The sequence below is a fragment of the Nonomuraea pusilla genome (genome assembly GCF_900109355.1).
Classification (GTDB): domain Bacteria; phylum Actinomycetota; class Actinomycetes; order Streptosporangiales; family Streptosporangiaceae; genus Nonomuraea; species Nonomuraea pusilla.
The window spans coordinates 335,052-355,135 of the sequence record NZ_FOBF01000004.1; the positions used below are offsets into that span (position 1 = coordinate 335,052).

General features: G+C 73.1%; 16 protein-coding genes. 14 read left to right on the plus strand and 2 right to left on the minus strand.

All coding sequences use genetic code 11. The features are described 5' to 3' along the window. Positions 1–9: 9 nt before the first annotated feature. The 14 genes from BMX74_RS10565 (at position 10) to BMX74_RS10630 (ending at position 17,208) form a co-directional block, all read left to right on the plus strand. Entirely contained in the window at positions 10–1,542 is a 1,533-nt protein-coding gene (locus BMX74_RS10565) for a UDP-N-acetylmuramoyl-L-alanyl-D-glutamate--2,6-diaminopimelate ligase (protein ID WP_091099919.1), read from the plus strand. Further along, positions 1,539–2,966 (plus strand): UDP-N-acetylmuramoyl-tripeptide--D-alanyl-D-alanine ligase, encoded by a 1,428-nt coding sequence (locus BMX74_RS10570; protein ID WP_055503082.1) that lies wholly within the window; start codon positions 1,539–1,541, stop codon positions 2,964–2,966. Before BMX74_RS10565 ends, BMX74_RS10570 begins: the two co-directional genes overlap by 4 nt. After that, positions 2,963–4,021 (plus strand): phospho-N-acetylmuramoyl-pentapeptide-transferase, encoded by a 1,059-nt coding sequence (gene mraY, locus BMX74_RS10575; RefSeq protein ID WP_055503081.1) that lies wholly within the window; start codon positions 2,963–2,965, stop codon positions 4,019–4,021. Before BMX74_RS10570 ends, mraY begins: the two co-directional genes overlap by 4 nt. Next, a complete protein-coding gene (gene murD, locus BMX74_RS10580) occupies positions 4,018–5,394 on the plus strand; it encodes a UDP-N-acetylmuramoyl-L-alanine--D-glutamate ligase (RefSeq protein WP_055503080.1) in 1,377 nt (458 codons plus the stop codon). The genes mraY and murD overlap by 4 nt, the downstream gene beginning before the upstream one ends. After that, positions 5,378–6,667, plus strand: coding sequence for a putative lipid II flippase FtsW (ftsW, locus tag BMX74_RS10585; RefSeq protein WP_091099921.1), 1,290 nt, complete (start codon positions 5,378–5,380; stop codon positions 6,665–6,667). Before murD ends, ftsW begins: the two co-directional genes overlap by 17 nt. Before the next feature lie 10 nt (positions 6,668–6,677). Then, positions 6,678–7,754 (plus strand): undecaprenyldiphospho-muramoylpentapeptide beta-N-acetylglucosaminyltransferase, encoded by a 1,077-nt coding sequence (gene murG / locus BMX74_RS10590; RefSeq protein ID WP_055503078.1) that lies wholly within the window; start codon positions 6,678–6,680, stop codon positions 7,752–7,754. Further along, on the plus strand, positions 7,751–9,148 hold the full coding sequence (murC, locus tag BMX74_RS10595) for a UDP-N-acetylmuramate--L-alanine ligase (RefSeq protein WP_055503077.1): 1,398 nt from the start codon (positions 7,751–7,753) through the stop codon (positions 9,146–9,148). The genes murG and murC overlap by 4 nt, the downstream gene beginning before the upstream one ends. A gap of 89 nt (positions 9,149–9,237) precedes the next feature. Further along, positions 9,238–9,900 carry a cell division protein FtsQ/DivIB gene (locus BMX74_RS10600; protein ID WP_055503076.1) on the plus strand — a complete coding sequence of 221 codons (663 nt, stop codon included), beginning with the start codon at positions 9,238–9,240 and terminating at the stop codon, positions 9,898–9,900. Positions 9,901–10,277: 377 nt separating this feature from the next. Then, positions 10,278–11,798, plus strand: coding sequence for a cell division protein FtsZ (gene ftsZ / locus BMX74_RS10605; protein WP_091099924.1), 1,521 nt, complete (start codon positions 10,278–10,280; stop codon positions 11,796–11,798). Between the two features lie 425 nt (positions 11,799–12,223). Next, on the plus strand, positions 12,224–12,916 hold the full coding sequence (locus BMX74_RS10610) for a YggS family pyridoxal phosphate-dependent enzyme (RefSeq protein WP_082534861.1): 693 nt from the start codon (positions 12,224–12,226) through the stop codon (positions 12,914–12,916). A 138-nt stretch (positions 12,917–13,054) separates the two neighbouring features. Then, a complete protein-coding gene (locus BMX74_RS10615) occupies positions 13,055–13,555 on the plus strand; it encodes a cell division protein SepF (RefSeq protein WP_055503073.1) in 501 nt (166 codons plus the stop codon). 80 nt (positions 13,556–13,635) lie between these two features. After that, complete coding sequence (locus BMX74_RS10620) at positions 13,636–13,932, plus strand: YggT family protein (RefSeq protein ID WP_055503072.1); 297 nt, start codon at positions 13,636–13,638, stop codon at positions 13,930–13,932. Positions 13,933–14,038: 106 nt separating this feature from the next. Then, positions 14,039–14,908 (plus strand): DivIVA domain-containing protein, encoded by an 870-nt coding sequence (locus tag BMX74_RS10625; RefSeq protein ID WP_055503071.1) that lies wholly within the window; start codon positions 14,039–14,041, stop codon positions 14,906–14,908. Between the two features lie 41 nt (positions 14,909–14,949). After that, positions 14,950–17,208, plus strand: a complete 2,259-nt coding sequence (locus tag BMX74_RS10630) for a hypothetical protein (RefSeq protein ID WP_143078612.1) — start codon at positions 14,950–14,952, stop codon at positions 17,206–17,208. Between the two features lie 350 nt (positions 17,209–17,558). Here the strand turns inward: BMX74_RS10630 and BMX74_RS10635 are convergent, their stop codons facing one another. Together BMX74_RS10635 and BMX74_RS10640 are read right to left on the minus strand one after the other, a co-directional pair. Then, positions 17,559–19,121 (minus strand): ABC transporter permease, encoded by a 1,563-nt coding sequence (locus BMX74_RS10635; RefSeq protein WP_055503069.1) that lies wholly within the window; start codon positions 19,119–19,121, stop codon positions 17,559–17,561. Next, positions 19,118–20,014 carry an ABC transporter ATP-binding protein gene (locus BMX74_RS10640; protein ID WP_091099928.1) on the minus strand — a complete coding sequence of 299 codons (897 nt, stop codon included), beginning with the start codon at positions 20,012–20,014 and terminating at the stop codon, positions 19,118–19,120. Before BMX74_RS10640 ends, BMX74_RS10635 begins: the two co-directional genes overlap by 4 nt. Between the last annotated feature and the right edge of the window lie 70 nt (positions 20,015–20,084).

Genomic DNA, 20,084 nt, shown 5'->3' on the forward strand with positions numbered 1-20,084 from the left:
CCGTCGTCTATGCGTCCCACGACCAGTCAGCCCCGCCCGCTCACCGGGCTGGCGACCATGCTCGACGCCGATTCCGGCACGTCGCGGTCGCCCCACGCCGCCCTGACCGGCGTCACCATCGACTCGCGCGCCGTCAGGCGCGGAGACCTGTACGTGGCCCTGCCCGGCAACCACGCCCACGGCGCCGAGTACGCCGCGCAGGCGATGGCCGGCGGCGCCGTCGCCGTGCTCACCGACCGCGCGGGCCGCGACGCCGCCGTGGCCACCGGGCTGCCGGTGCTGATCGTGCCCGACCCGCGGGCCCTGCTGGGCCAGATCTCCTCCTGGGTGTACGGGCAGCCCGCCCACGACATCCAGGTGATCGGCATCACGGGCACCAGCGGCAAGTCCACGAGCACGTTCATGGTGGAGGCGGGCCTGCGGGCGGCCGGCCACACCGCGGGGCTCGTCGGCGGCGTGGAGATCCGCGCGGGCGAGCTGCGCTTCCAGCCCACGCTCACCACGCCCGAGGCGTCGGAGCTGCACGGCCTGTTCGCCCTCATGCGCGAGCAGGGGGTCACGGCGGCCGTCATGGAGGTCTCCAGCCACGCGCTGGCACTCGGCCGCGTCGAGGGCGTCTACTACGACGTCGCGCTGTTCACCAACCTGTCGCAGGACCACCTCGACTTCCACAAGGACTTCGAGGAGTACTTCCTGACGAAGGCGAAGCTGTTCCAGCCCGAGCTGAGCCGCGCCGGCGTCACCAACCTCGACGACCGCCACGGGCGCGAGCTGCTCGGCGTGGCCAAGGTGCCGATGACGACGTTCTCCGCCCTCGGCGACCCCGAGGCGGAGTGGCGGGCGCTGGACGTGCGGCTGGGCGCCGACGGCAGCGCCTTCCGCGTCGTGGGCCCTGGTGGCGTCGAGGCCGACGCGCGCGTCGCGCTGCCCGGCCCGTTCAACGTCGCCAACGCGCTCGGCGCCGTCGTCGCCCTGGTCGAGGCCGGGGTGCCGCTGCAGACGGCCGTCCACGGCGTCGGCTCGCTGACCGGGGTCCCCGGCCGCATGCAGCGCGTCACCGCCGCCGAGGAGGAGTTCCAGGCCGTCGTCGACTACTCGCACAAACCGGGCGCCGTCGAGTCGGTGCTGAACTCGCTGCGCGCCGTCACGGAACGCCGCCTGACCGTCGTGCTCGGCTGCGGCGGCGACCGCGACAAGGGCAAGCGCCCGCTCATGGGCGAGGCGGCGGCCCGGCTGGCCGATGTGGCCATTTTCACGAGCGACAACCCCCGTACGGAGGATCCCCTCGCCATCCTGGCCGCGATGATGGAAGGAGCGCTCCGCGTTCCGCAGCACGACCGCGCTCATGTGATCATTGAGCCCGACCGCGCGGCCGCGATCGGCCTGGCGGTCGACAGGGCCGAGCGCGGCGACGTGATCGTCGTGGCCGGAAAGGGCCACGAGCAGGGCCAGTACGTCGCAGGCGAGGTCATACCCTTCGACGACCGCGAGGTGGTCGCCGAAGCGATCAACGCACGCAAGGAAAGCAGGAAGCACGCATGATCCCGTTGCCCTTGGCCAGGATCGCCGAGATAACCTCGGGCGCCCTGTCGGGCATGGCCGACCCCCGCGCGGTCGTGCGCGGGCCAGTCGTGATCGATTCGCGGGCCGTGGAACCGGGATCCCTGTTCGTCGCCTTCAGTGGCGCGCGGGTCGACGGTCACGACTACGCGGCCCAGGCGGTCCGCGCGGGCGCGGTCGCGGTGCTGGCCACCAGGCCCGTCGAGGCGCCTGCCGTGATCGTGCCCGACGCCGCGGCGGCGCTGGCCGCGCTGGCCACCGCGCAGGCGGCCGCGCTGCCCGACACCACCGTCATCGGCGTCACCGGCTCGGCCGGCAAGACCACCACCAAGGACCTCCTGGCCAGGCTGACCGGCCGCATCGGTCCCACCATCGCGCCCGTCGGCAGCTTCAACAACGAACTGGGCCACCCGCTCACCGTGCTGCGCGCCGACGCCGGCACCCGCTACATGGTGCTGGAGCTGGCCGCGCGCAACGCCGGCCACATCGCCGAGCTCACCCGCATCGCCCCGCCGCGCATCGGCGTGGTGCTCAACGTCGGCACCGCCCACCTCGGCGTGTTCGGCGGCAAGGAGGCCATCGCCAAGGCCAAGGGCGAACTGGTCGAGGCGCTGCCGCGCACCGGTGTGGCCGTGCTCAACGCCGACGACCCGTACGTACGCGAGATGGCGGCGCGCACCGACGCCCGCGTCACCTTCTTCGGCAGGGGCGAGGACGCCGCGATCCGCGCCGAGGACGTCACCGTCGACGGGCGCGGGCGCGCCTCCTTCACGCTGGTCGTCCCGTCCGGCTCGGCGCCCGTCCAGCTCCAGCTGTACGGCGGCCACGCCGTCGAGAACGCGCTGGCCGCGGCCGCCGCCGCGTACGAGCTGGGCCTGCCCGTGGCCACCATCGCCGAGGAGCTGTCGCAGGCCACGCCGCGCAGCCGCTGGCGGATGGAGGTCAGCGACAGGCCCGACGGCGTCACCGTCGTCAACGACGCCTACAACGCCAACCCCGACTCCATGCGGGCCGCGTTCGAGATGTTCGGCGCGCTCGGCAGGGGGCGGCGGTGCTTCGCCGTCATCGCCGCGCTGCGCGAGCTGGGCGACGAGAGCGACACCCTCAACAGGGAGCTGGGCCGCCTGGCGGGCGGCTCGGGCCTCGCGGGCCTGGTCGTGGCCGGCCCGGGCGCGGAGCCCGTGCTGGAGGGCGCCCAGGCCGCCGCCGCGGCCGCCGCGCAGCGGGGCGCGCCTCCCGGGCACCCCCCGCAGGTCATGCCCGTCGTGCACGTCCCCGACGCCGAGGCGGCGGCGGCCCTGCTCGCCGGCTGGCTGCGGCCGGGCGACGCGGTGCTGGTGAAGGGGCCCCGGGCCATGGGCCTGGAGCGTACGGCCGAGCTGCTGCTCGGGGGTGCCCCCCAGTGACCAACATCATCATCGCCGGCGCAGTGGGCCTGGTCCTCTCCATGCTGGGCACCCCGCTGGCGATCCGGCTGTTCTCGCGGCGCGGCTACGGCCAGGAGATCCGCGAGGAGGGCCCGTCGGGGCACCAGGGCAAGCGCGGCACGCCCACGATGGGCGGCACGGTCATCGTGCTGGCCGCGCTCTTCGCCTACGGCGCCTCGCACCTGGCCACCTTCGCGGCCCCCACCGTGTCGGGCATGCTCGTGCTGTTCCTCATGACGGGCCTGGGCGCGGTCGGCTTCCTCGACGACTTCATCAAGATCTACAAGCAGCGCAGCCTCGGCCTGCGCAGCGGCGCCAAGGCGCTCGGGCAGCTCATCGTCGGCGCGGTCTTCGCCGTGCTGGTCACGCAGCAGCCGAACGTCTACGGCATCACCCCCGCCGAGACCCGCGTGTCGTTCCTTCGCGACATCGGGCCGTCGATCGGCATCGTGGGCTTCACCATCTGGGTGCTCATCATGATCGTCGGCTTCTCGAACGCGGTGAACCTCACCGACGGCCTCGACGGCCTGGCCAGCGGCGCCACCGGCGTGGTGCTCGCCGCGTACGTGCTGATCGGCAACTGGCAGCTGCGCAACAACTGCATCGACCAGCTCGGCCCCAACTGCTACTGGGTGCGCGACCCGCTCGACCTGGCCGTGGTCGCCGCGGCGGTGCTGGGGGCGCTCATCGGCTTCCTGTGGTGGAACGCCCCGCCGGCCCGGATCTTCATGGGCGACACCGGCTCGCTGGCCCTGGGCGGCGTGCTGGCCGGCCTGGCCATCGCCACCCGCACCCAGCTGCTGCTCATCATCCTCGCCGGCCTGTGCGTGATCATCACGCTGTCGGTGATCATCCAGGTCGGCTTCTTCAAGATGACCGGCAAACGGGTGTTCAGGATGGCTCCGCTGCAGCACCACTTCGAGCTGAAGGGGTGGGCGGAGACCACGATCGTGGTCCGCTTCTGGCTGATCGCGATGCTCTGCGCGGCGCTCGGCCTCGGACTGTTCTACGTGGAGTGGATGCCCAAGCCATGACGCTGACCTGTGTGGCCGGGCTCGGGGTGTCCGGAAGCGCCGTCGCCAGGGCGCTGGCCGAGCGCGGCGAGCCCGTCGTGGTGGTGGAGGAGACCGAGGGGGAGCGCCAGCTCGCCGCCGCGGCCGAGCTGGCCGCCGTGGGCGTGCGCACCCTCTTCGGCCCGCCGGTGCTGCCCGAGGGCGTCACCCGGCTGGTCACCACCGGCTGGGCGCCGCACCACCCGCTCGTCGCCGCCGCCCTCGGCAGCGGCGTCGAGGTCGTCGGCGAGGTGGAGCTGGCCTGGCGGCTGCGGCCCGAGCACGCCGCCCCCTGGCTGGCGCTCACCGGCACCAACGGCAAGACCACCGTCGTGCGCATGCTCACCTCCATCCTGCTGGCCGCCGGGCGCAAGGCCCTCGCCGTCGGCAACGTCGGCGTCCCCGTCGTACGGGCCGTGGCCGAGCCGTACGACGCGCTGGCGGTCGAGCTGTCGAGCTTCCAGCTCCACTGGTCGAGCACCCTGGCCCCGCACGCCGCCGCGATACTCAACATCGCCCCCGACCACCTCGACTGGCACGGCTCCATGGAGGCGTACGCGGCCGCCAAGGGCCGCATCTACGAGCGCGCGGGCACCGTCATCTACAACGCCGACGACCCCGAGGCGACCCGGCTGGCCGCGCCCTACCCCGGCGCGGTGGGCTTCACCCTGCGCGTGCCCAAGCGCGGCGAGGTGGGCGTGGTGGAGGACCTCCTCGTCGACCGCGCGTTCGTCGCCGACCCCGTCGAGGCGGCCGAGGAGCTCGCCACGCTGGCCGACGTGCGGCCCTTCGCCCCGCACAACGTGGCCAACGCGCTCGCCGCGGCCGCACTGGCCCGCTCGCTCGGCGTGCCGTCGGAGGCGGTGCGGCAGGGCCTGCGCGACTTCGTCCCCGACCCGCACCGGCTGGCCCACGTCGACCGCGTCGGCGAGGTCGACTACATCGACGACTCCAAGGCCACGAACCCGCACGCCGCCGCGGCGGCGCTGTCGTCGTACCCGTCGATCGTGTGGATCGCGGGCGGGCAGCTCAAGGGCGCCGACGTCGACGACCTGGTGCGCCAGGCCGCGCCGCGGCTGCGCGGCGCGGTGCTCCTCGGGGCCGATCGCGCGCGGATCGCCGAAGCTCTCGCGCGACACGCGCCGAATGTCCCTGTGGTGGACGTCCCCGGCCAAGACACTGGTGTGATGGATCGAGTCGTCACCGAAGCCGCCCGGCTGGCCTCCCCAGGGGACACCGTGCTGCTCTCCCCGTCGGGCGCGTCCCTCGACATGTTCCCCGGCTACCCGGCGCGAGGGGAGGCCTTCGCCCGCGCCGTGCGGGAGCTGAGGCTGCGACGTGAGCGCGAGCGCTGAGGAGCGGCCGCGGCCGGGCGCCGCGGCGGCGGACGGGCCGCCCGGCTGGCTGCGCGAGCAGCTGAACGCCCTGCGCGAGCTGCTCGGCAAGCCGCTGACCACCTACTACCTGATCATCGGGTGCAGCGGGCTGCTGCTGGCGCTCGGGCTGATGATGGTGCTGTCGGCCTCCAGCGTCGAGGCGCTGCAGAAGACCGGCAGCCCGTTCTACTGGTTCATCAAGCAGTCGCTGTCGGCGGCCGTCGGCCTGGCCGTCATGTACGTGTGCTCGCGGCTGCCGCACCGGTTCTTCCGCTGGGCGGGCTACCCGCTCATGGCGGTGTCGATCATCGCGCTCGTCATGGTGCTGTTCATCGGCGAGTCGGAGCTGGGCGCGCAGCGCTGGATCTACTTCGGGCCGTTCACCATCCAGCCGTCCGAGCCGGCCAAGCTGGCGCTCGCGCTGTGGGGCGCCGACCTGCTGGCGCGGCGGGCCAGGCAGGGCAAGGTCGAGTGGCGGCAGATGCTGATCCCGCTGATGCCGGGCACGGCGGTGCTGGCCGTCATGGTCATGCTCGGCAGCGACCTCGGCACCACGCTGGTGCTCTTCATGATCTTCCTCGCGCTGCTGTGGGTGGTGGGGGCGCCGGTCAAGCTGTTCGGCGGCATCCTGGCGCTGGCGGCCCTGGCCGCGATCATCATGATCAAGGTGGAGCCGTACCGGGTGGCGCGCATCGGCGCCTTCCTCGACCCGTGGTCCGACGCGCAGGGCGCCGGGTACCAGGCGGTGCAGGGGCAGATCGCCATGGGCTCGGGCGGCTGGTTCGGGCTGGGCCTCGGCAGCAGCAGGCAGAAGTGGAACTGGCTGCCGCACGGCGAGAGCGACTTCATCTTCGCCATCCTCGGCGAGGAGCTCGGGCTCATGGGCACGCTGGTGGTCGTGGTGCTGTTCGGGCTGCTCGGCTACGCGGGGCTGCGGGTGGCCGTCCGGGTCAACGACGCGTTCGTCCGGCTCGTGTCGACCGCCGTGGTGGCCTGGATCGTGGGGCAGGCGATCGTCAACATGGGCGCCGTCATGGGCGTCCTGCCGATCACCGGCATCCCGCTCCCCATGGTCTCGTACGGCGGATCGTCGCTGCTGCCCACGCTCGCGGCGCTCGGCATGCTGCTGTCGTTCGCCAAACGCGAGCCCGGCGCGCGCGAGGCTCTCGCCGCACGTGGCCCCGGACCGGTCTCCAGAGCCCTAAGCTGGCTTGGCCTGGGGGGTAGGACAAGAGGCCGAGTGAGACGTTAGGGAGTGACAGATGAGGGTGGTCCTCGCCGGTGGCGGGACGGCCGGGCACATCGAGCCCGCGCTCGCCCTGGCCGACGCGCTGCGCCATCTCGACCGCGCCGTCGGCATCACCTGCGTGGGCACCGAGCGCGGTCTGGAGACGCGGCTCGTGCCCGCCAGGGGCTACGAGCTGGAGCTCGTGCCCGCGGTGCCCCTGCCGAGGGCGATCACCCCGAGCCTGCTGACCGTGCCGGGCCGGCTCGCGGGGGCGATCAACGCCGCGGCCGCCGTCCTCGACCGGGTCAGGGCGGACGTCCTCGTCGGGTTCGGCGGCTACGTCGCCACGCCCGCCTACCTCGCGGCCAAGCGGCGCGGCATCCCCATCGTCGTGCACGAGGCCAACCCGCGTCCCGGCCTGGCCAACCGGCTCGGCGCCATGCTCACCGAGCACGTCTTCACCGGCTACCCCGAGTCGGCCATGCCGAAGGCGCGGTACATCGGCACGCCGCTGCGCCGCGAGATCGTCTCCCTCGACCGGCTGTCCATGGGCGACAAGGCGAGGTCGTGGTTCGGGCTGCAGACCGACCGGCCCACGCTGCTGGTGTTCGGCGGCTCGCAGGGGGCCAGGTCGATCAACCAGGCGGCCCTCGGCGCGGCCCACACGCTGCGCATGGCGGGCGTGCAGGTGCTGCACGTGCTCGGGCCGGCGAACGAGCCCGACCACGAGCCGCCGCCCGGCGACCCGCAGTACGTCCTGCTGCCCTACATCGACCGGATGGACCTCGCGTACGCGGCCGCCGACCTGGCGCTGTGCCGCGGCGGCGCGCTCACCTGCGCCGAGCTCACCGCCGTCGGCCTGCCCGGCGCGTACGTGCCGCTGCCCCACGGCAACGGCGAGCAGCGCATCAACGCCGAGCGCATCGTCGCGGGCGGCGGCGGGCTCGTGGTCGACGACTCCGAACTGTCACCTGATTGGATCATCCAGAACGTGCTGCCCATCCTCCGCGACCCGGAAAGGGTCGCCGTCATGTCGGAGGCCGCGTCCAGGCTGGGCCGTAAGGACGCCGATATCATGCTCGCCAGGAAAGTGTTGGAGATAGCCCGATGAGTCTGGTCAAGCTGGTCGATCCCGTCGCCGCGGCGGACCTGGGCCGCGTTCACTTCATCGGCATCGGCGGCGCGGGCATGTCCGGCATCGCGCGCATCCTGCTCAAGCGCGGCGTACGCGTGACCGGCAGCGACGCCCGCAGCTCCGAGCTCGTCACCGAGCTGCGCGAGCTGGGCGCCACGGTCCACATCGGCCACGCCGCCTCCCACATCAAGAACGTCGACACCGTCGTGGTGTCCACCGCCATCCGCGACTCCAACCCCGAGCTGGGCGAGGCGCTCAAGCAGGGGCTGCGCATCATCCCGCGCGCCGCCGCGCTGGCCTCCGTCATGGCCGGGCGCACCGGCGTCGCCATCGCGGGCACGCACGGCAAGACCACCACCACGTCCATGCTCACGGTGGCGCTGCAGAAGTGCGGCGCCGACCCGTCGTACTGCGTGGGCGGGCAGCTCGTCACCACCGGTCTCGGCGCCGACGAGGGGTCGGGCGAGGTGTTCGTGGCCGAGGCCGACGAGAGCGACGGCTCCTTCCTCATGCTCGCCCCCGACATCGCCGTCGTCACCAACGTCGAGGCCGACCACCTCGACAACTACGGCGACCCGCACGAGGTGCACGCCAGCTTCGCCCGCTTCTCCGACCGGGTCGGCTCGCTGCTGATCGCCTGCGTCGACGACCCGGGCGCGGCCGAGCTGGCCGACCTGGCCCGGTCCCGCGGCAAGAGGGTGCGCACGTACGGCACCACCGGCGGCGACTACCACGTCACCGCGGTCAGGCCCGAGGGCTTCGGCACGGTCTTCTCCGTCGAGGGCATGGGCGACGTCCGGCTGGCCGTCCCCGGGGCCCACAACGCGCTCAACGCCACCGCGGTGATCGCCGTGGCCGACGAGCTGGGCCTGCCGTTCGAGGAGATCAGGGACGGCCTGGCCGCCTTCACGGGGGCCAAGCGGCGCTTCGAGTCCAAGGGCGAGGCCGGGGGCGTGGCGGTGTTCGACAGCTACGCCCACCACCCCACCGAGCTCGCCGCCGACCTGCGGGCCGCGCGCGACGTGGTCGCCTCCTTCTCCGGCACCGGCCGCGTCGTCGCGGTCTTCCAGCCGCACCTGTACTCGCGCACCCGGTTCTTCGCCGACGAGTTCGGCGCGGCGCTGGGCCTGGCCGACGAGGTGATCGTGCTCGACGTCTACGGCGCCCGCGAGGACCCCGAGCCCGGGGTGTCCGGCGCCATGGTGGCCGCACGGGTGCCGCTGCCCGGCGAGCGGGTGGCGTACGCGCCCGACAGGTCCGCGGTGCCCGGCCTGGTGGCCGAGCGGGCCCGTCCCGGTGACGTGGTGCTGACCATGGGCGCGGGCGACGTGACCGAGCTGGGCCCGCAGATCGTCGCGCGCCTGGGCTGACCCGCCGGCCCCGCGCGCGGGGCGTCCGGGCGCCGGGCGCGGGCGGCGGTCCCGCCGCCGAGACGGTGCCGTACTCGCAGGGGAGGGCGATGAAGGCGCGCAACGCGTTGCTGGTGCTGCTCACCGCCGGGGTGGTGGGCACGGCCGCCTGGCTGGTGTTCTTCTCGCCGGTGCTGGGCGTGCGGTCGATCGAGATCGTGGGAAATATCACAGTGCCCAGCGACCAGATCAAGCAGCAGGCCGGTGTGCCCGATCTGCATCCGCTGGCGACGGTCGACCTGGCGGGCGTCCAGCAGCGGGTGCTCGGCATCAGGCGGCTCGCGAGCGCCAGGGTCGACCGCGTCTGGCCGGGCACGCTGCGCATCGAGGTGGCCGAGCGCGAGCCGGCGGCCGCCGTGCCGGCGGGCGCCAAGGTGGCGGTGATCGACGGGCAGGGCGTCGTGATCGAGGTCAAGGACGCCGTGCCGCCGCTGCTGCCGGTGCTCAGGGTCGACCGCCCGGCCGCGGGCGACCCGGCGACCATGGCGGCGCTCCAAGTGATCAAGGCGCTGCCCGCGACGCTGCAGGGGCGGGTGCGCGAGGTGCGGGCGGGTTCGGCCGAGGGCGTGTCGCTGCTGCTGTCCGACGGCCGCACGGTGCTGTGGGGCGGCACGGACCGCCCTGGGGAGAAGTCCCGCATCCTCGAGTCGATGCTGCGGCAGAAGGCCTCCTTCTACGACGTCAGCTCGCCGGACGTGGTCACCCTGAAATGATCTCCGTCGGCTCTGTACGGGTTTGGAGGTTGTCGTACCGGTAGGCGAACCGGGGCCGGGCGAGTCCCCGGCACGAGCATCGCCGAGCCTGTGCGAGGGAGGCCCTGAGCCGTGAGAGCCTGTATTCCGGGGAGATCGGAAAGAGGAGGGCGTGACCAGGTGCGACTTCGGAGCGAAACGGACAGCCCGCGACACGCCGGACGTGCTTGCGGCGCGGTTAGTTGACCCGCCCGGAGCGTAACTCCTACTGTCCGTATCAATCCTCAGGTTGACATAAATCTAAATCTCAACTTGAGGTTGAGAGTTAACCCTACAGACAGAACGCGGAGACGATCCGCACCGAAATGGCAAGTCAACGAGCGGAAAGGCCCCTCGTCGTGGCAGCACCGCAGAACTACCTCGCGGTCATCAAGGTCGTCGGCATCGGCGGCGGCGGAGTCAACGCCGTCAACCGGATGATCGAGGAGGGACTCAAGGGCGTCGAGTTCATCGCCATCAACACCGACGCCCAGGCGCTGCTGATGAGTGACGCCGATGTGAAACTCGACGTGGGCCGCGAGCTCACACGCGGACTGGGCGCGGGCGCCAACCCCGACGTGGGGCGCAAGGCGGCCGAGGACCACCGTGAGGAGATCGAGGAGGTCCTCAAGGGGGCCGACATGGTCTTCGTCACGGCGGGCGAGGGCGGCGGCACCGGCACGGGCGGCGCGCCCGTCGTGGCGAACATCGCGAGGTCGCTCGGCGCGCTCACGATAGGCGTCGTGACCCGGCCGTTCAGCTTCGAGGGCCGGCGCAGGGCGATGCAGGCCGAGGCGGGCATAGAGACACTGCGCGACGAGGTCGACACCCTCATCGTCATCCCGAACGACCGGCTGCTGTCGATCTCCGACCGCCAGGTGAGCGTCCTCGACGCCTTCAAGGCGGCCGACCAGGTGCTGCTCTCCGGTGTGCAGGGCATCACCGACCTCATCACCACGCCCGGCCTGATCAACCTCGACTTCGCCGACGTCAAGTCCGTCATGTCCGGCGCCGGCTCGGCCCTCATGGGCATCGGGCACGCGCGCGGCGACGACCGCTCGGTGGCCGCCGCGGAGATGGCCGTCTCCAGCCCGCTGCTGGAGGCCAGCATCGACGGCGCCCACGGCGTCCTGCTGTCGATCGCGGGCGGCTCCGACCTCGGCCTGTTCGAGATCAACGAGGCGGCGCAGCTCGTCTCCATGGCCGCCGCGCCCGACGCCAACATCATCTTCGGCACGGTCATCGACGACGCCCTCGGCGACGAGGTGCGGGTCACCGTGATCGCGGCCGGCTTCGACGACGTGCCGGGGCCGTCCGAGAAGCAGCTGCCGCGGCCAGCGGGCCGGCCGGCCGCGCCGCCCGCGTCCTCGCCCGCGCGTCCCAGCGCGCCGTCGCCCAGCGTCAAGCAGGAGCCCGCGCCGCGCGCCGAGATCCGTCCTGAGCCGCGTGCCGACCTGCGCCCCGACACCCGTTCCGAGCCGCGCTCCGACTTCCGCCAGGAGCAGCGTGGCGACTTCAGGCCCGAGCCCAGGCCCGAGTTCAGGCCCGAGCCGCGTCCCGAGCCTCGTGCCGAGTTCAGGGCCGAGCCGCCGGAGCCCGAGCCGCGCGCCGAGTTCCGTCCCGAGCCGCTGCCCGAGCCCCGTCCTGAGCCGCGTCCCGAGCCGGTGCGGCCCGTCGAGGCCGTCCAGGTGCCCGAGCCCGCGCCCGTCGAGACGATCGCGGACGAGCCGTCCGGCCCCGTCTCGATCCCGCGGCCCACTCCCGAGCCCACCAACCCGCCCACGCCCATCACCTCCCGCATGGCGGAGCCCGTCAAACGTCCTCGGGTGATCTTCGAGGAGCAGGAGGAGGAGCTCGACGTCCCCGACTTCCTCAAGTAGCCAGCCGCCCGCCGCCGCTCCGCCTGGGACAACGGGGAGCGGCGTCGTCGCGTGTCGGACCGGTTTCGCCCGTCGCGTACAGTCGGTCGCCTGAGGGGGATCGCGCGTACGCGGCGGCCGTGCCGGGGGGCCGCGGGGCGGCGGCCGGCCGGGAGCCGGTGCGGCGGCCCGATGCGGGTCGCGGCAGAATGGTCGGCCGTGCCACCGCCACCACCGGGTCCCGGTGAGGGCGCGCGGGACCGTTCCCCGGCCCACGGGGTCGCCGGTGCGGCGTCCCTCCTGGCGCGTTCCAGACCGCGCCCCCGCGGGTGGCTCCGAGAGGGCCGCGCCGGACGTCCAAGGGGGCGGGGCCGGTCCCCGGGGCCTCGGGGTCCCGGGCGAAGGCGGGAGTGACGGGGCGGAGCCCCGGGAGAGGGAGAGTCAGCGTGAGAAGGGACGAGATCGCGGCCGGGCTGGCCGAGGTCCAGGAGCGCATCGCGCAGGCGTGCGAGGCCGCGCGGCGCGACCCCGGCGAGATCACGCTCATCGCGGTCACCAAGACGCGGCCGGCTGAAGACGTGCGCATCCTGGCCGAGCTGGGCGTCCGCGACGTCGGCGAGAACCGCGACCAGGAGGCCGCAGCGAAGGCCCACGAACTCGCCGAACTGCCCCTGACCTGGCACTTCGTCGGCCAGCTCCAGACCAACAAGGTCCGTTCCGTCGTCGGGTACGCCGACGTGATCCACTCGGTGGACCGCGCACGGCTGGTCGAGGCGGTCAGCAAGGAGGCGGTCAGGCAGGGCCGCGCCGTGGGCTGCCTGATCCAGGTGGCGCTCGACGACGACCCCGGCAGGGGAGGGGCGCTGCCCGCCGACGTCCCCGGGCTCGCCGACGAGGTGGCGGCGGCCGAGGGCCTGTGGCTCGGCGGCGTCATGGCGGTCGCCCCGCTGGGCGAGGACCCCGGCAAGGCGTTCGCCCGGCTGCGCGATGTCGCGCTGGCCGTACAGGAGCGTCACCCCCGTGCGACCATGATTTCGGCGGGGATGAGCGGCGATCTCACCGAAGCCGTGGCGAACGGCGCGACACACGTCCGGATCGGTACGGCGTTGCTCGGTCGTCGCAAGCCCTTCGTCAGGTAATGTCCCCTCAAGTGGGCCTTGAGGTCCGCGCATCCAGTAGAGGTCGATAGCGGTGAGCTCCAAGGGGGTACGGCTACCGCCTCGGACCCGGCGACAGGCCCGAGCGAGTGCGACCATGAGCAGGAGGACGACGTAGCGATGGCCGGCGCGATGCGCAAGATGGCGGTCTACCTCGGTCTCGTGGAGGACGACCGCTACGAGAGGTACGACGCCTACGCGGACGATTACGCCTACGAGGACGACGTGCAGCGCGGCGCGGAGGAGCGGCCCGTGGCCGCCCAGGACCGCGACGAGGAGCCCGAGGCGGGCGTGCCCGCACCCAGGCCCGCCACGACCGTCCTGGAGCGCCGCACGACCGATCTGGCCCGCATCACCACGCTGCACCCCCGCACGTACAACGAGGCCAGGACGATCGGGGAGCACTTCCGCGACGGCACCCCGGTCATCATGAATCTGACCGAGATGGTTGACAGCGACGCGAAGCGGCTGGTCGATTTCGCGGCAGGTCTGGTCTTCGGCCTCCACGGAAGCATCGAACGTGTTACCAACAAGGTGTTCCTGTTGTCCCCTGCCAATGTCGAGGTGACCGCCGAGGACAAGGCTCGAATCGCGGAACGCGGGTTCTTCAATCAGAGTTAGAGTCTCTGTATGACTACCGGACCCAACCAGGTCTCGCCGAGGCCGGGAGGGTGCATCAGAAGTGGAGGCGCGGCCGGGCCGTGGGGATCGTCAGTCAGATCTTGGTCGTTGTCCTGTCTCTCTACCTGGTGCTGCTGATCGGCAGAATGATCTTCGAGACGGTGCAGGCTTTCGCCCGGCAGTGGCGGCCTTCGGGCGTCGTCCTGGTGCTCGCCGAGGCCACATACACCGCGACCGACCCACCTCTCAAGTTCCTCCGCCGTTTCATTCCTCCGCTCCGGTTGGGTACGGTGGCCTTTGACCTAAGCTTCACGGTCCTGTTCATCGTGGTGCTGATCCTGATCCAGATGGCAGGATGGCTAGGACAGCTGCGATGAGCGGGGCGGTGGGACACCGGTCGCGATCCAACTCGTGTCCGCGCTGAAGTGATTCGGGTCGCCGTCCCTCCGGACAGACCCCCAAGCGCGCCAAGGAGACCAAAAGATGCCGCTGACGCCCGCTGATGTGCGGAACAAGCAGTTCAGTACCACCCGGCTCAGGCCGGGCTACGACGAGGAAGAGGTCGACGCCTTCCTCGACGAGGTCGAGGCTGAGCTTGACCGCCTGATCCAAGAGAACGAGGAGCTGCGCGCCAAACTGGCCGAATGCCTGCGCGGCAAGGTGCCGGGTGGCATGAGCATGCCCATGGCGTCCGCGCCGGTGCAGGAGCAGCCCAAGCCCGAGATGATGGCGCCGCCGCAGCCCGAGCCCATGCGGGCCCCCGAGCCGCAGCCGCAGCCCCAGCCCGTCCCGGTGGCCATGAGCATGCCTCCCGCCGAGGACAACATGGACACCGCGGCGCGCGTGCTCGCGCTCGCCCAGCAGACCGCCGACCAGGCCATCGCCGACGCCCGTCGCGAGGCCGACGAGACCGTCACCCGCGCCCGCCGCGAGGCCGACGAGATCCTCACCAAGGCCCGCCGCCAGGCCGAGCAGGTCATCGGCGACGCCCGTGCCCGCGCCGAGACCCTGGAGCGCGACGCCCAGGAGCGTCACCGCCAGGCCATGGGCTCCCTCGTCCAGACCCGTGACGAGCTCGAGCGCAAGGTCGAGGAGCTGCGCAGCTTCGAGCGCGAGTACCGCAGCAGGCTCAAGCTCTACCTCGAGAACCAGCTCGCCGAGCTCAACGTGTCCGCCGAGGGCAGCGGAGGGTTCCCGGTCATGTCAGGTGGACCCGGCAGCCAGGCTCCCGCCATGTCCCACGCGGTGCCGCAGGGCCAGCCGCCTCTCCCCGGCGGTCCCAGCCCGTTCGGCGGCGACGCTCCCCAGGGCGCTTTCCCCGGCGGTGACGGTCCCCACAACGACCGCCGGTAAAGTAACGGGTCACTAGGACCCGTCACTCGAAAGAGCCCCCTGTGATCCTTATCAGTGCTGGTTTGGTGCTCGCGGCGGTCATCCTCCTGATCGCGGGCTTCGTACTGGCGAAGCCGTTCCTGATCATGTGGTCCATCGTGGTCAGCGTGCTGTCCGCGCTGTTCCTCGTGATCGGGGCGTTGCTGAAGCGTCACGAGCTGTTTCCCGGTGGTGGGCAGGCCGCTGCGCCGGCCACCCCTCCGGCGGGGCTCGTGCCGCCCGGCGTGCCGTACGACCAGACCGGCCCCGCGGTCCCCCAGCCGCATCCCCACTCGCATCCCCAGACGCTGCAGCGGACGGCGCCCGCACCCGCGCCGGTCCCGCGCCGCCCCGCGGCTCCCGGCGGCGTCTCCCCGGATGCGATCGTGCTGGTCATCCCCGGGCGCAGGCGTTACCACGTGCCCGGCTGCCGCCAGCTCGCCGGACGGGATCACGAGGAGCTCACGTACGAGGAGGCGCGCGAGGAGGGCTTCACGCCCTGCACGACGTGCCTTCCTGACGCGGCGCTCGGCGGACGGCAGCTGCCGCCTGCCGCCGACCCGGAGCCGGACGTCCCCTCCGGCCCCGCCGCGACCCACACCGTCCCCGCCTTCAGCGCGCTGCCGGGCATCGAGCCGGCCGCCGCGGGCGAGCCGGCCACGGAGAACCGGTCCGAACCCGCCGGCTCCCCCTCAGGCGCCGCGAGCCGTCCCGATGGCTCCGGGCCCTCGGGCAGCCAGGGTTCCTCCTCCCGTACGGGCGCCTCCAGCCGTACGGAGAGCCGGGCGGAGCCCGCAGAGGCGACGCGCGAGCTGCGCGCGCCCTCCGCCCCGCCGAAGCCCGGCACCAACGCTTCCTCTCCCGGGGCCTCCACCCCCGCGGCTGCCGCCACTGTCCCTGAGCCGGCCGCCGAAGGCGCAGCCTCCGGGTGGTTCAGCCCCGCGCCGTCCCCGCCGGGCGGCAATGAGGCGGCCTCGTCCTCCGCCGCCCCGGGCACCGAGCCCGGCGACGACCAGGCGGACCGCGAGACCTCCTACTTCCGCCCCCCGCAGGGCAGGCCCACCGCGCCGCCCTCCCAGCCGAAGACGCCCGGGACGTCCCGAACGGGCACGTCCGGGCCAGGCACGTCCGGTTCGGGCGCGTCCGGTGCGGGCGAGACGGCCACCGGGCAGGGCAAGGGCACGCCGGGCCGCGACGCCCCGGGCGCCCCGGCCGAGAACGCCGCCCCCGCCGGCTCCACGCGTCCGGAGGGCGCGGGCGGCAGCACCAAGGGCGGCGCTCCTGTCGGCTCCACGCAGCCCGAGGGCGCGGGTGGCAAGGGCGATCGTCCCGCCGGCCCCGCCCGGGGTGAGAGCCCGGGTGGCAGCGCCAAGGGCGAGAGCCCGGCCGCGCCCGCCAAGGGTGAGGCCTCCGCCACCGCCGTCAAGGGCGGCGGCCCCGGTGGCCCCGGCGGCCCGGCCAAGACCGCGGCGAGCGCCCTCGGCCGCCCCTCCCAGGGAAGCGCGGCCGAGGACGACGACGACAACTCGGGGCCCGCGACGGCCCCGCAGCCCCGCATCACCGCCTCCACCACCCCGCCGCGCCCAGCCGCCTCCCGGGACGGCACAGCACGCCCGGGTGGCCCGCAGGGCGGCCCGGCAGGTCCGAGCGGCGCGCGGGGTGGCACCGCAGGCCCCAGTGGGGCGCAGGGCGGTGCGGCACGCCCCGGTGGGCCGGGGGCCGGCGTGGCGGGGAAGAGCGGCCCAGGGGCGAAGGGCTCGACCCAGGGCCCGCCGGGCACCTCTGCCACTGCTGCCACCTCTGCGGCTGCGTCAGCCAAGTCCGCCGCCACCTCACCGGACAAGCCTGGGGCCGCGCCTGGCGAAACCGGCGTGCCGGCTGCCGATGGCGGGAGGTCCAAGTCCGCCGCCACGTCACCGGACAGGCCCGGGGCCGTGCCTGGGGAAACCGGCGTGCCGGCTGCCGATGGCGGGAGGTCCAAGTCCGCCGCCACGTCACCGGACAGGCCCGGGGCCGTGCCTGGGGAAACCGGCGTGCCGGCTGCCGATGGCGGGACGTCCAAGTCCGCCGGAGACGGCGGCGAGGACGGCGGGGCCGGCACGCCGGCCGGCAAGGGCGGCACGATCCCCGTGAAGGTCATCGTCGGCACCCGCCGCTACCACCGCACCGACTGCCCGCTCATCCAGGGAGCGGGCGACTCCGGCGTCGAGACGACGACGCTCGCCAAGGCGGAGTCCGACGGCCTGACGGCCTGCTCGGTCTGCCAACACGACGACGACTAGACGGCTGCCCGCACGGCCGCCCGCCCGTCGCGCCTTCTCCTGACCCTGACGCCCTCTGGAGATCCCCGTGATCTCCAGAGGGCGGCTCTGCCGTGAGGCGTGGCGCCCGGAGGGCATGTGCGGGCCTGTGGCCGGCTCAGGGCGTCGGCGCCCGCGTGGGACGCTCACGGCTGGGCTGCTTCGAGGCGGTCGGCGGGTGTGGAGGACATCCCGCGGGCGGGGTGTTCGGTGGCTGTTTCGGGGAGAAGCGGCAGCACCATGCGAGGGGCGGAGAGTGAGGAAAGCCCGCCCGGCGACGGAGAGACCGGCCCGAGTCGCCGGGCGGATCTCTCCGCGACGACCCTTGAGGCTCAGATGAGCGCCCTGCGTCTGACGGCGGCGAGGCCGGCCGCGACGAGGACGGCGGTGACGCCCGTCATGATCGCGATTGCTGTGGCCGTGAAGGGCTCGCCGGAGACGACCATGGGCAGGTTGGGGTAGGGCGAGGCGTACTTGGCGATCCAGTAGTCGATGCCGAGGATCGGGCCGAGAACCTCGCCGAAGAGGTTGACGAACAGGAAGGCCGCCCAGGAGATCGCGGTTGCGGCGCGAGGGAGCAGGCCGAAGGCCAGGACGCCGATCCCCGCCAGGATCCAGGTGGCGGGCACCTGCACCAGGGCGCCGGCGAGCACCTTGCCGGGCGTCCCCGCCACCAAGCCCATGGTCAGCCCCGCGGTGGCGAGGATCAGGGCGCTTCCGGCCAGGGCGAAGAGCAGGTGGCCGGCGACCCAGCGCACGCGGGAGACCGGGGTGGACAGGAGCAGTTCGGCGCGGCCGGTGATCTCCTCGTTGCGCAGCCGCAGCAGGGCCAGCAGCGGGTAGAGGGCTGAGACGTAGCCGAGGCTGAGCGCGATCAGCCACAGGTAGGCGTCGGTCATGGTGGCCTCGGGTGAGGCGGTGTAGCGGCGGAAGAACTCCTCGACCGCGGCGCCCTGCCGGGCGACCTCCTCGACGGAGGTGGCCAGGGCGCCGAGGACCAGCCCGGCGATCGCGTATCCGGCGATCCAGCCGCCGAGCAGGCCCTTCTGCAGCCGCCAGGCCAGGCGCAGCGGGCTGCGCAGCCGGTCGGAGGTGGCGGGGCCGGGACGTTCGGGGATCAGACCGTGGCCCAGGTCGCGCCGGGTGAGCAGCCGGTAGGCCAGTGCGAGGGCTGCGGCGGTGAAGGCGAGGCTGAGCAGCAGCACGGCCACGTTGTTGTCCCCGTACGGCTGCACCAGGTGGGACCAGCCCTGTGGTGAGAGCCACTTCAGCGCCGCCGAGCCGCTGCCGTCGGCGACGAAGCGCAGGACGTAGCTGAGGCCCAGGCCGAGCGCGGCCACGCCGATCGCGGTGCGCGCGGTCTGGGTGAGCTGGGCGGCCACCGCGCCCACACCGGCGAAGACCAGGCCGGCGGAGGCGATCGCGGCGCCGAAGGCCAGCGACCCGGCCGCGTCGGCGCCGGTCGCGGTCATGGCGGCGGCGGTGAGCAGCCCGGCCAGGACGGCTGAGCCGCAGGTGACGATGATCGCGGCGGTCAGCGGCGCCAGGCGGCCGACCACGCCCGCGCCGACCAGTTCGGCGCGGCCGGACTCCTCCTCGGCCCGGCTGTGCCGGACGAGGGTGAGGATCATGATCAGTCCGAGAATGGTGTAGATGGCGTCGGCGTTCTTCCAGACCGCCATGCCGGCCAGGGTGGGGGAGGGGATCTGACCGGCGAACGCGGTCAGCGCCTGGTTCGCGGCCATCTCGCGGGCGAACGCGGCGATGTCGGGAATGCCGGCGGCGTACCGCCGGACCTGCCCGGCCGCGAGTGCGACGAGCAGCAGCAGCCAGAGCGGGACGATGAAGCGCTCACGCCTGAGCGCGAGCTTGGTCAGGGCCCAGGTGCCGTTCATCGTTCTGCCTTCACTCTCTCGTAGTGGCGCAGGAACAGGTCTTCGAGCGAGGGCGGAGTGCAGATCAGGTCGCGTACGCCCACCCTGATCAGTTCGGCGAGCGCCGCGTCCAGCCGGGTGCGGTCCACCTCGAAGGAGATCCGGTTCCCCTCGATGCGCACCGCGTGCAGGTCCGGAATCCGGGCCAGCCCCTCGGGTGGGGAGGCCAGCTCGGCGGTGACCTGACTGCGGGCCAGGCCACGCAGCTGGGACAGGGGGCCGGCCTGCACCGTCCGGCCCCGGCGGATGATCGTGACGTGGTCGCACAGCGCCTCGACCTCCGACAGGATGTGGCTGGACAGCAGCACGGTCCGGCCGCGGGCCTTCTCCTCGGCCACGCAACGCTGGAAGACCGCCTCCATCAGCGGGTCCAGGCCGGAGGTGGGCTCGTCCAGGATGAGCAGGTCGGCGTCGGACGCGAACGCCGCCACCAGCGCCACCTTCTGCCGGTTGCCCTTGGAGTAGGTCTTGGTCTTCTTGCGCGGGTCCAGCTCGAACCGCTCCAGCAGTTCCGCCCGCCGGGCCCGGTCCAGGCCGCCGCGTAGCCGGCCGAGCAGGTCTATCACCTCGCCTCCGGTCAGGCCCGGCCACAGGCTCACGTCGCCAGGCACGTACGCCAGCCGCCGGTGCAGCTCGGCCGTCTCGCGCCACGGGTCGCCGCCCAGCAGCTTCGCCCGACCGGCGTCGGCCCGCAGCAGGCCCAGCAGGGTCCTGACGGTGGTCGACTTCCCGGCCCCGTTCGGGCCGAGGAAGCCGTGCACCTCCCCGGCTCGTACGGTCAGGTCCAGACCGTCCAGGGCCCGGGCCCGGCCGAAGGACTTGACCAGTCCCTCCACTTCGATGGCCAGCTCCATGGCCGCCACACTCCTCGTCTTGTTCCCTTTGGTGCTGGTCCAGACGGTAGAAGCGGCGATCATCCGAAGG

Coding starts and splice junctions, on each gene's coding strand:
- BMX74_RS10640 (WP_091099928.1), bottom strand. CDS start 20,014: ATGGAGCTGGCCATCGAAGTGGAGGGACTGGTCAAGTCCTTCGGCCGG.
- BMX74_RS10565 (WP_091099919.1), top strand. CDS start 10: ATGCGTCCCACGACCAGTCAGCCCCGCCCGCTCACCGGGCTGGCGACC.
- murG (WP_055503078.1), top strand. CDS start 6,678: ATGAGGGTGGTCCTCGCCGGTGGCGGGACGGCCGGGCACATCGAGCCC.
- BMX74_RS10625 (WP_055503071.1), top strand. CDS start 14,039: ATGCCGCTGACGCCCGCTGATGTGCGGAACAAGCAGTTCAGTACCACC.
- BMX74_RS10600 (WP_055503076.1), top strand. CDS start 9,238: ATGAAGGCGCGCAACGCGTTGCTGGTGCTGCTCACCGCCGGGGTGGTG.
- BMX74_RS10635 (WP_055503069.1), bottom strand. CDS start 19,121: ATGAACGGCACCTGGGCCCTGACCAAGCTCGCGCTCAGGCGTGAGCGC.
- BMX74_RS10570 (WP_055503082.1), top strand. CDS start 1,539: ATGATCCCGTTGCCCTTGGCCAGGATCGCCGAGATAACCTCGGGCGCC.
- murD (WP_055503080.1), top strand. CDS start 4,018: ATGACGCTGACCTGTGTGGCCGGGCTCGGGGTGTCCGGAAGCGCCGTC.
- BMX74_RS10615 (WP_055503073.1), top strand. CDS start 13,055: ATGGCCGGCGCGATGCGCAAGATGGCGGTCTACCTCGGTCTCGTGGAG.
- murC (WP_055503077.1), top strand. CDS start 7,751: ATGAGTCTGGTCAAGCTGGTCGATCCCGTCGCCGCGGCGGACCTGGGC.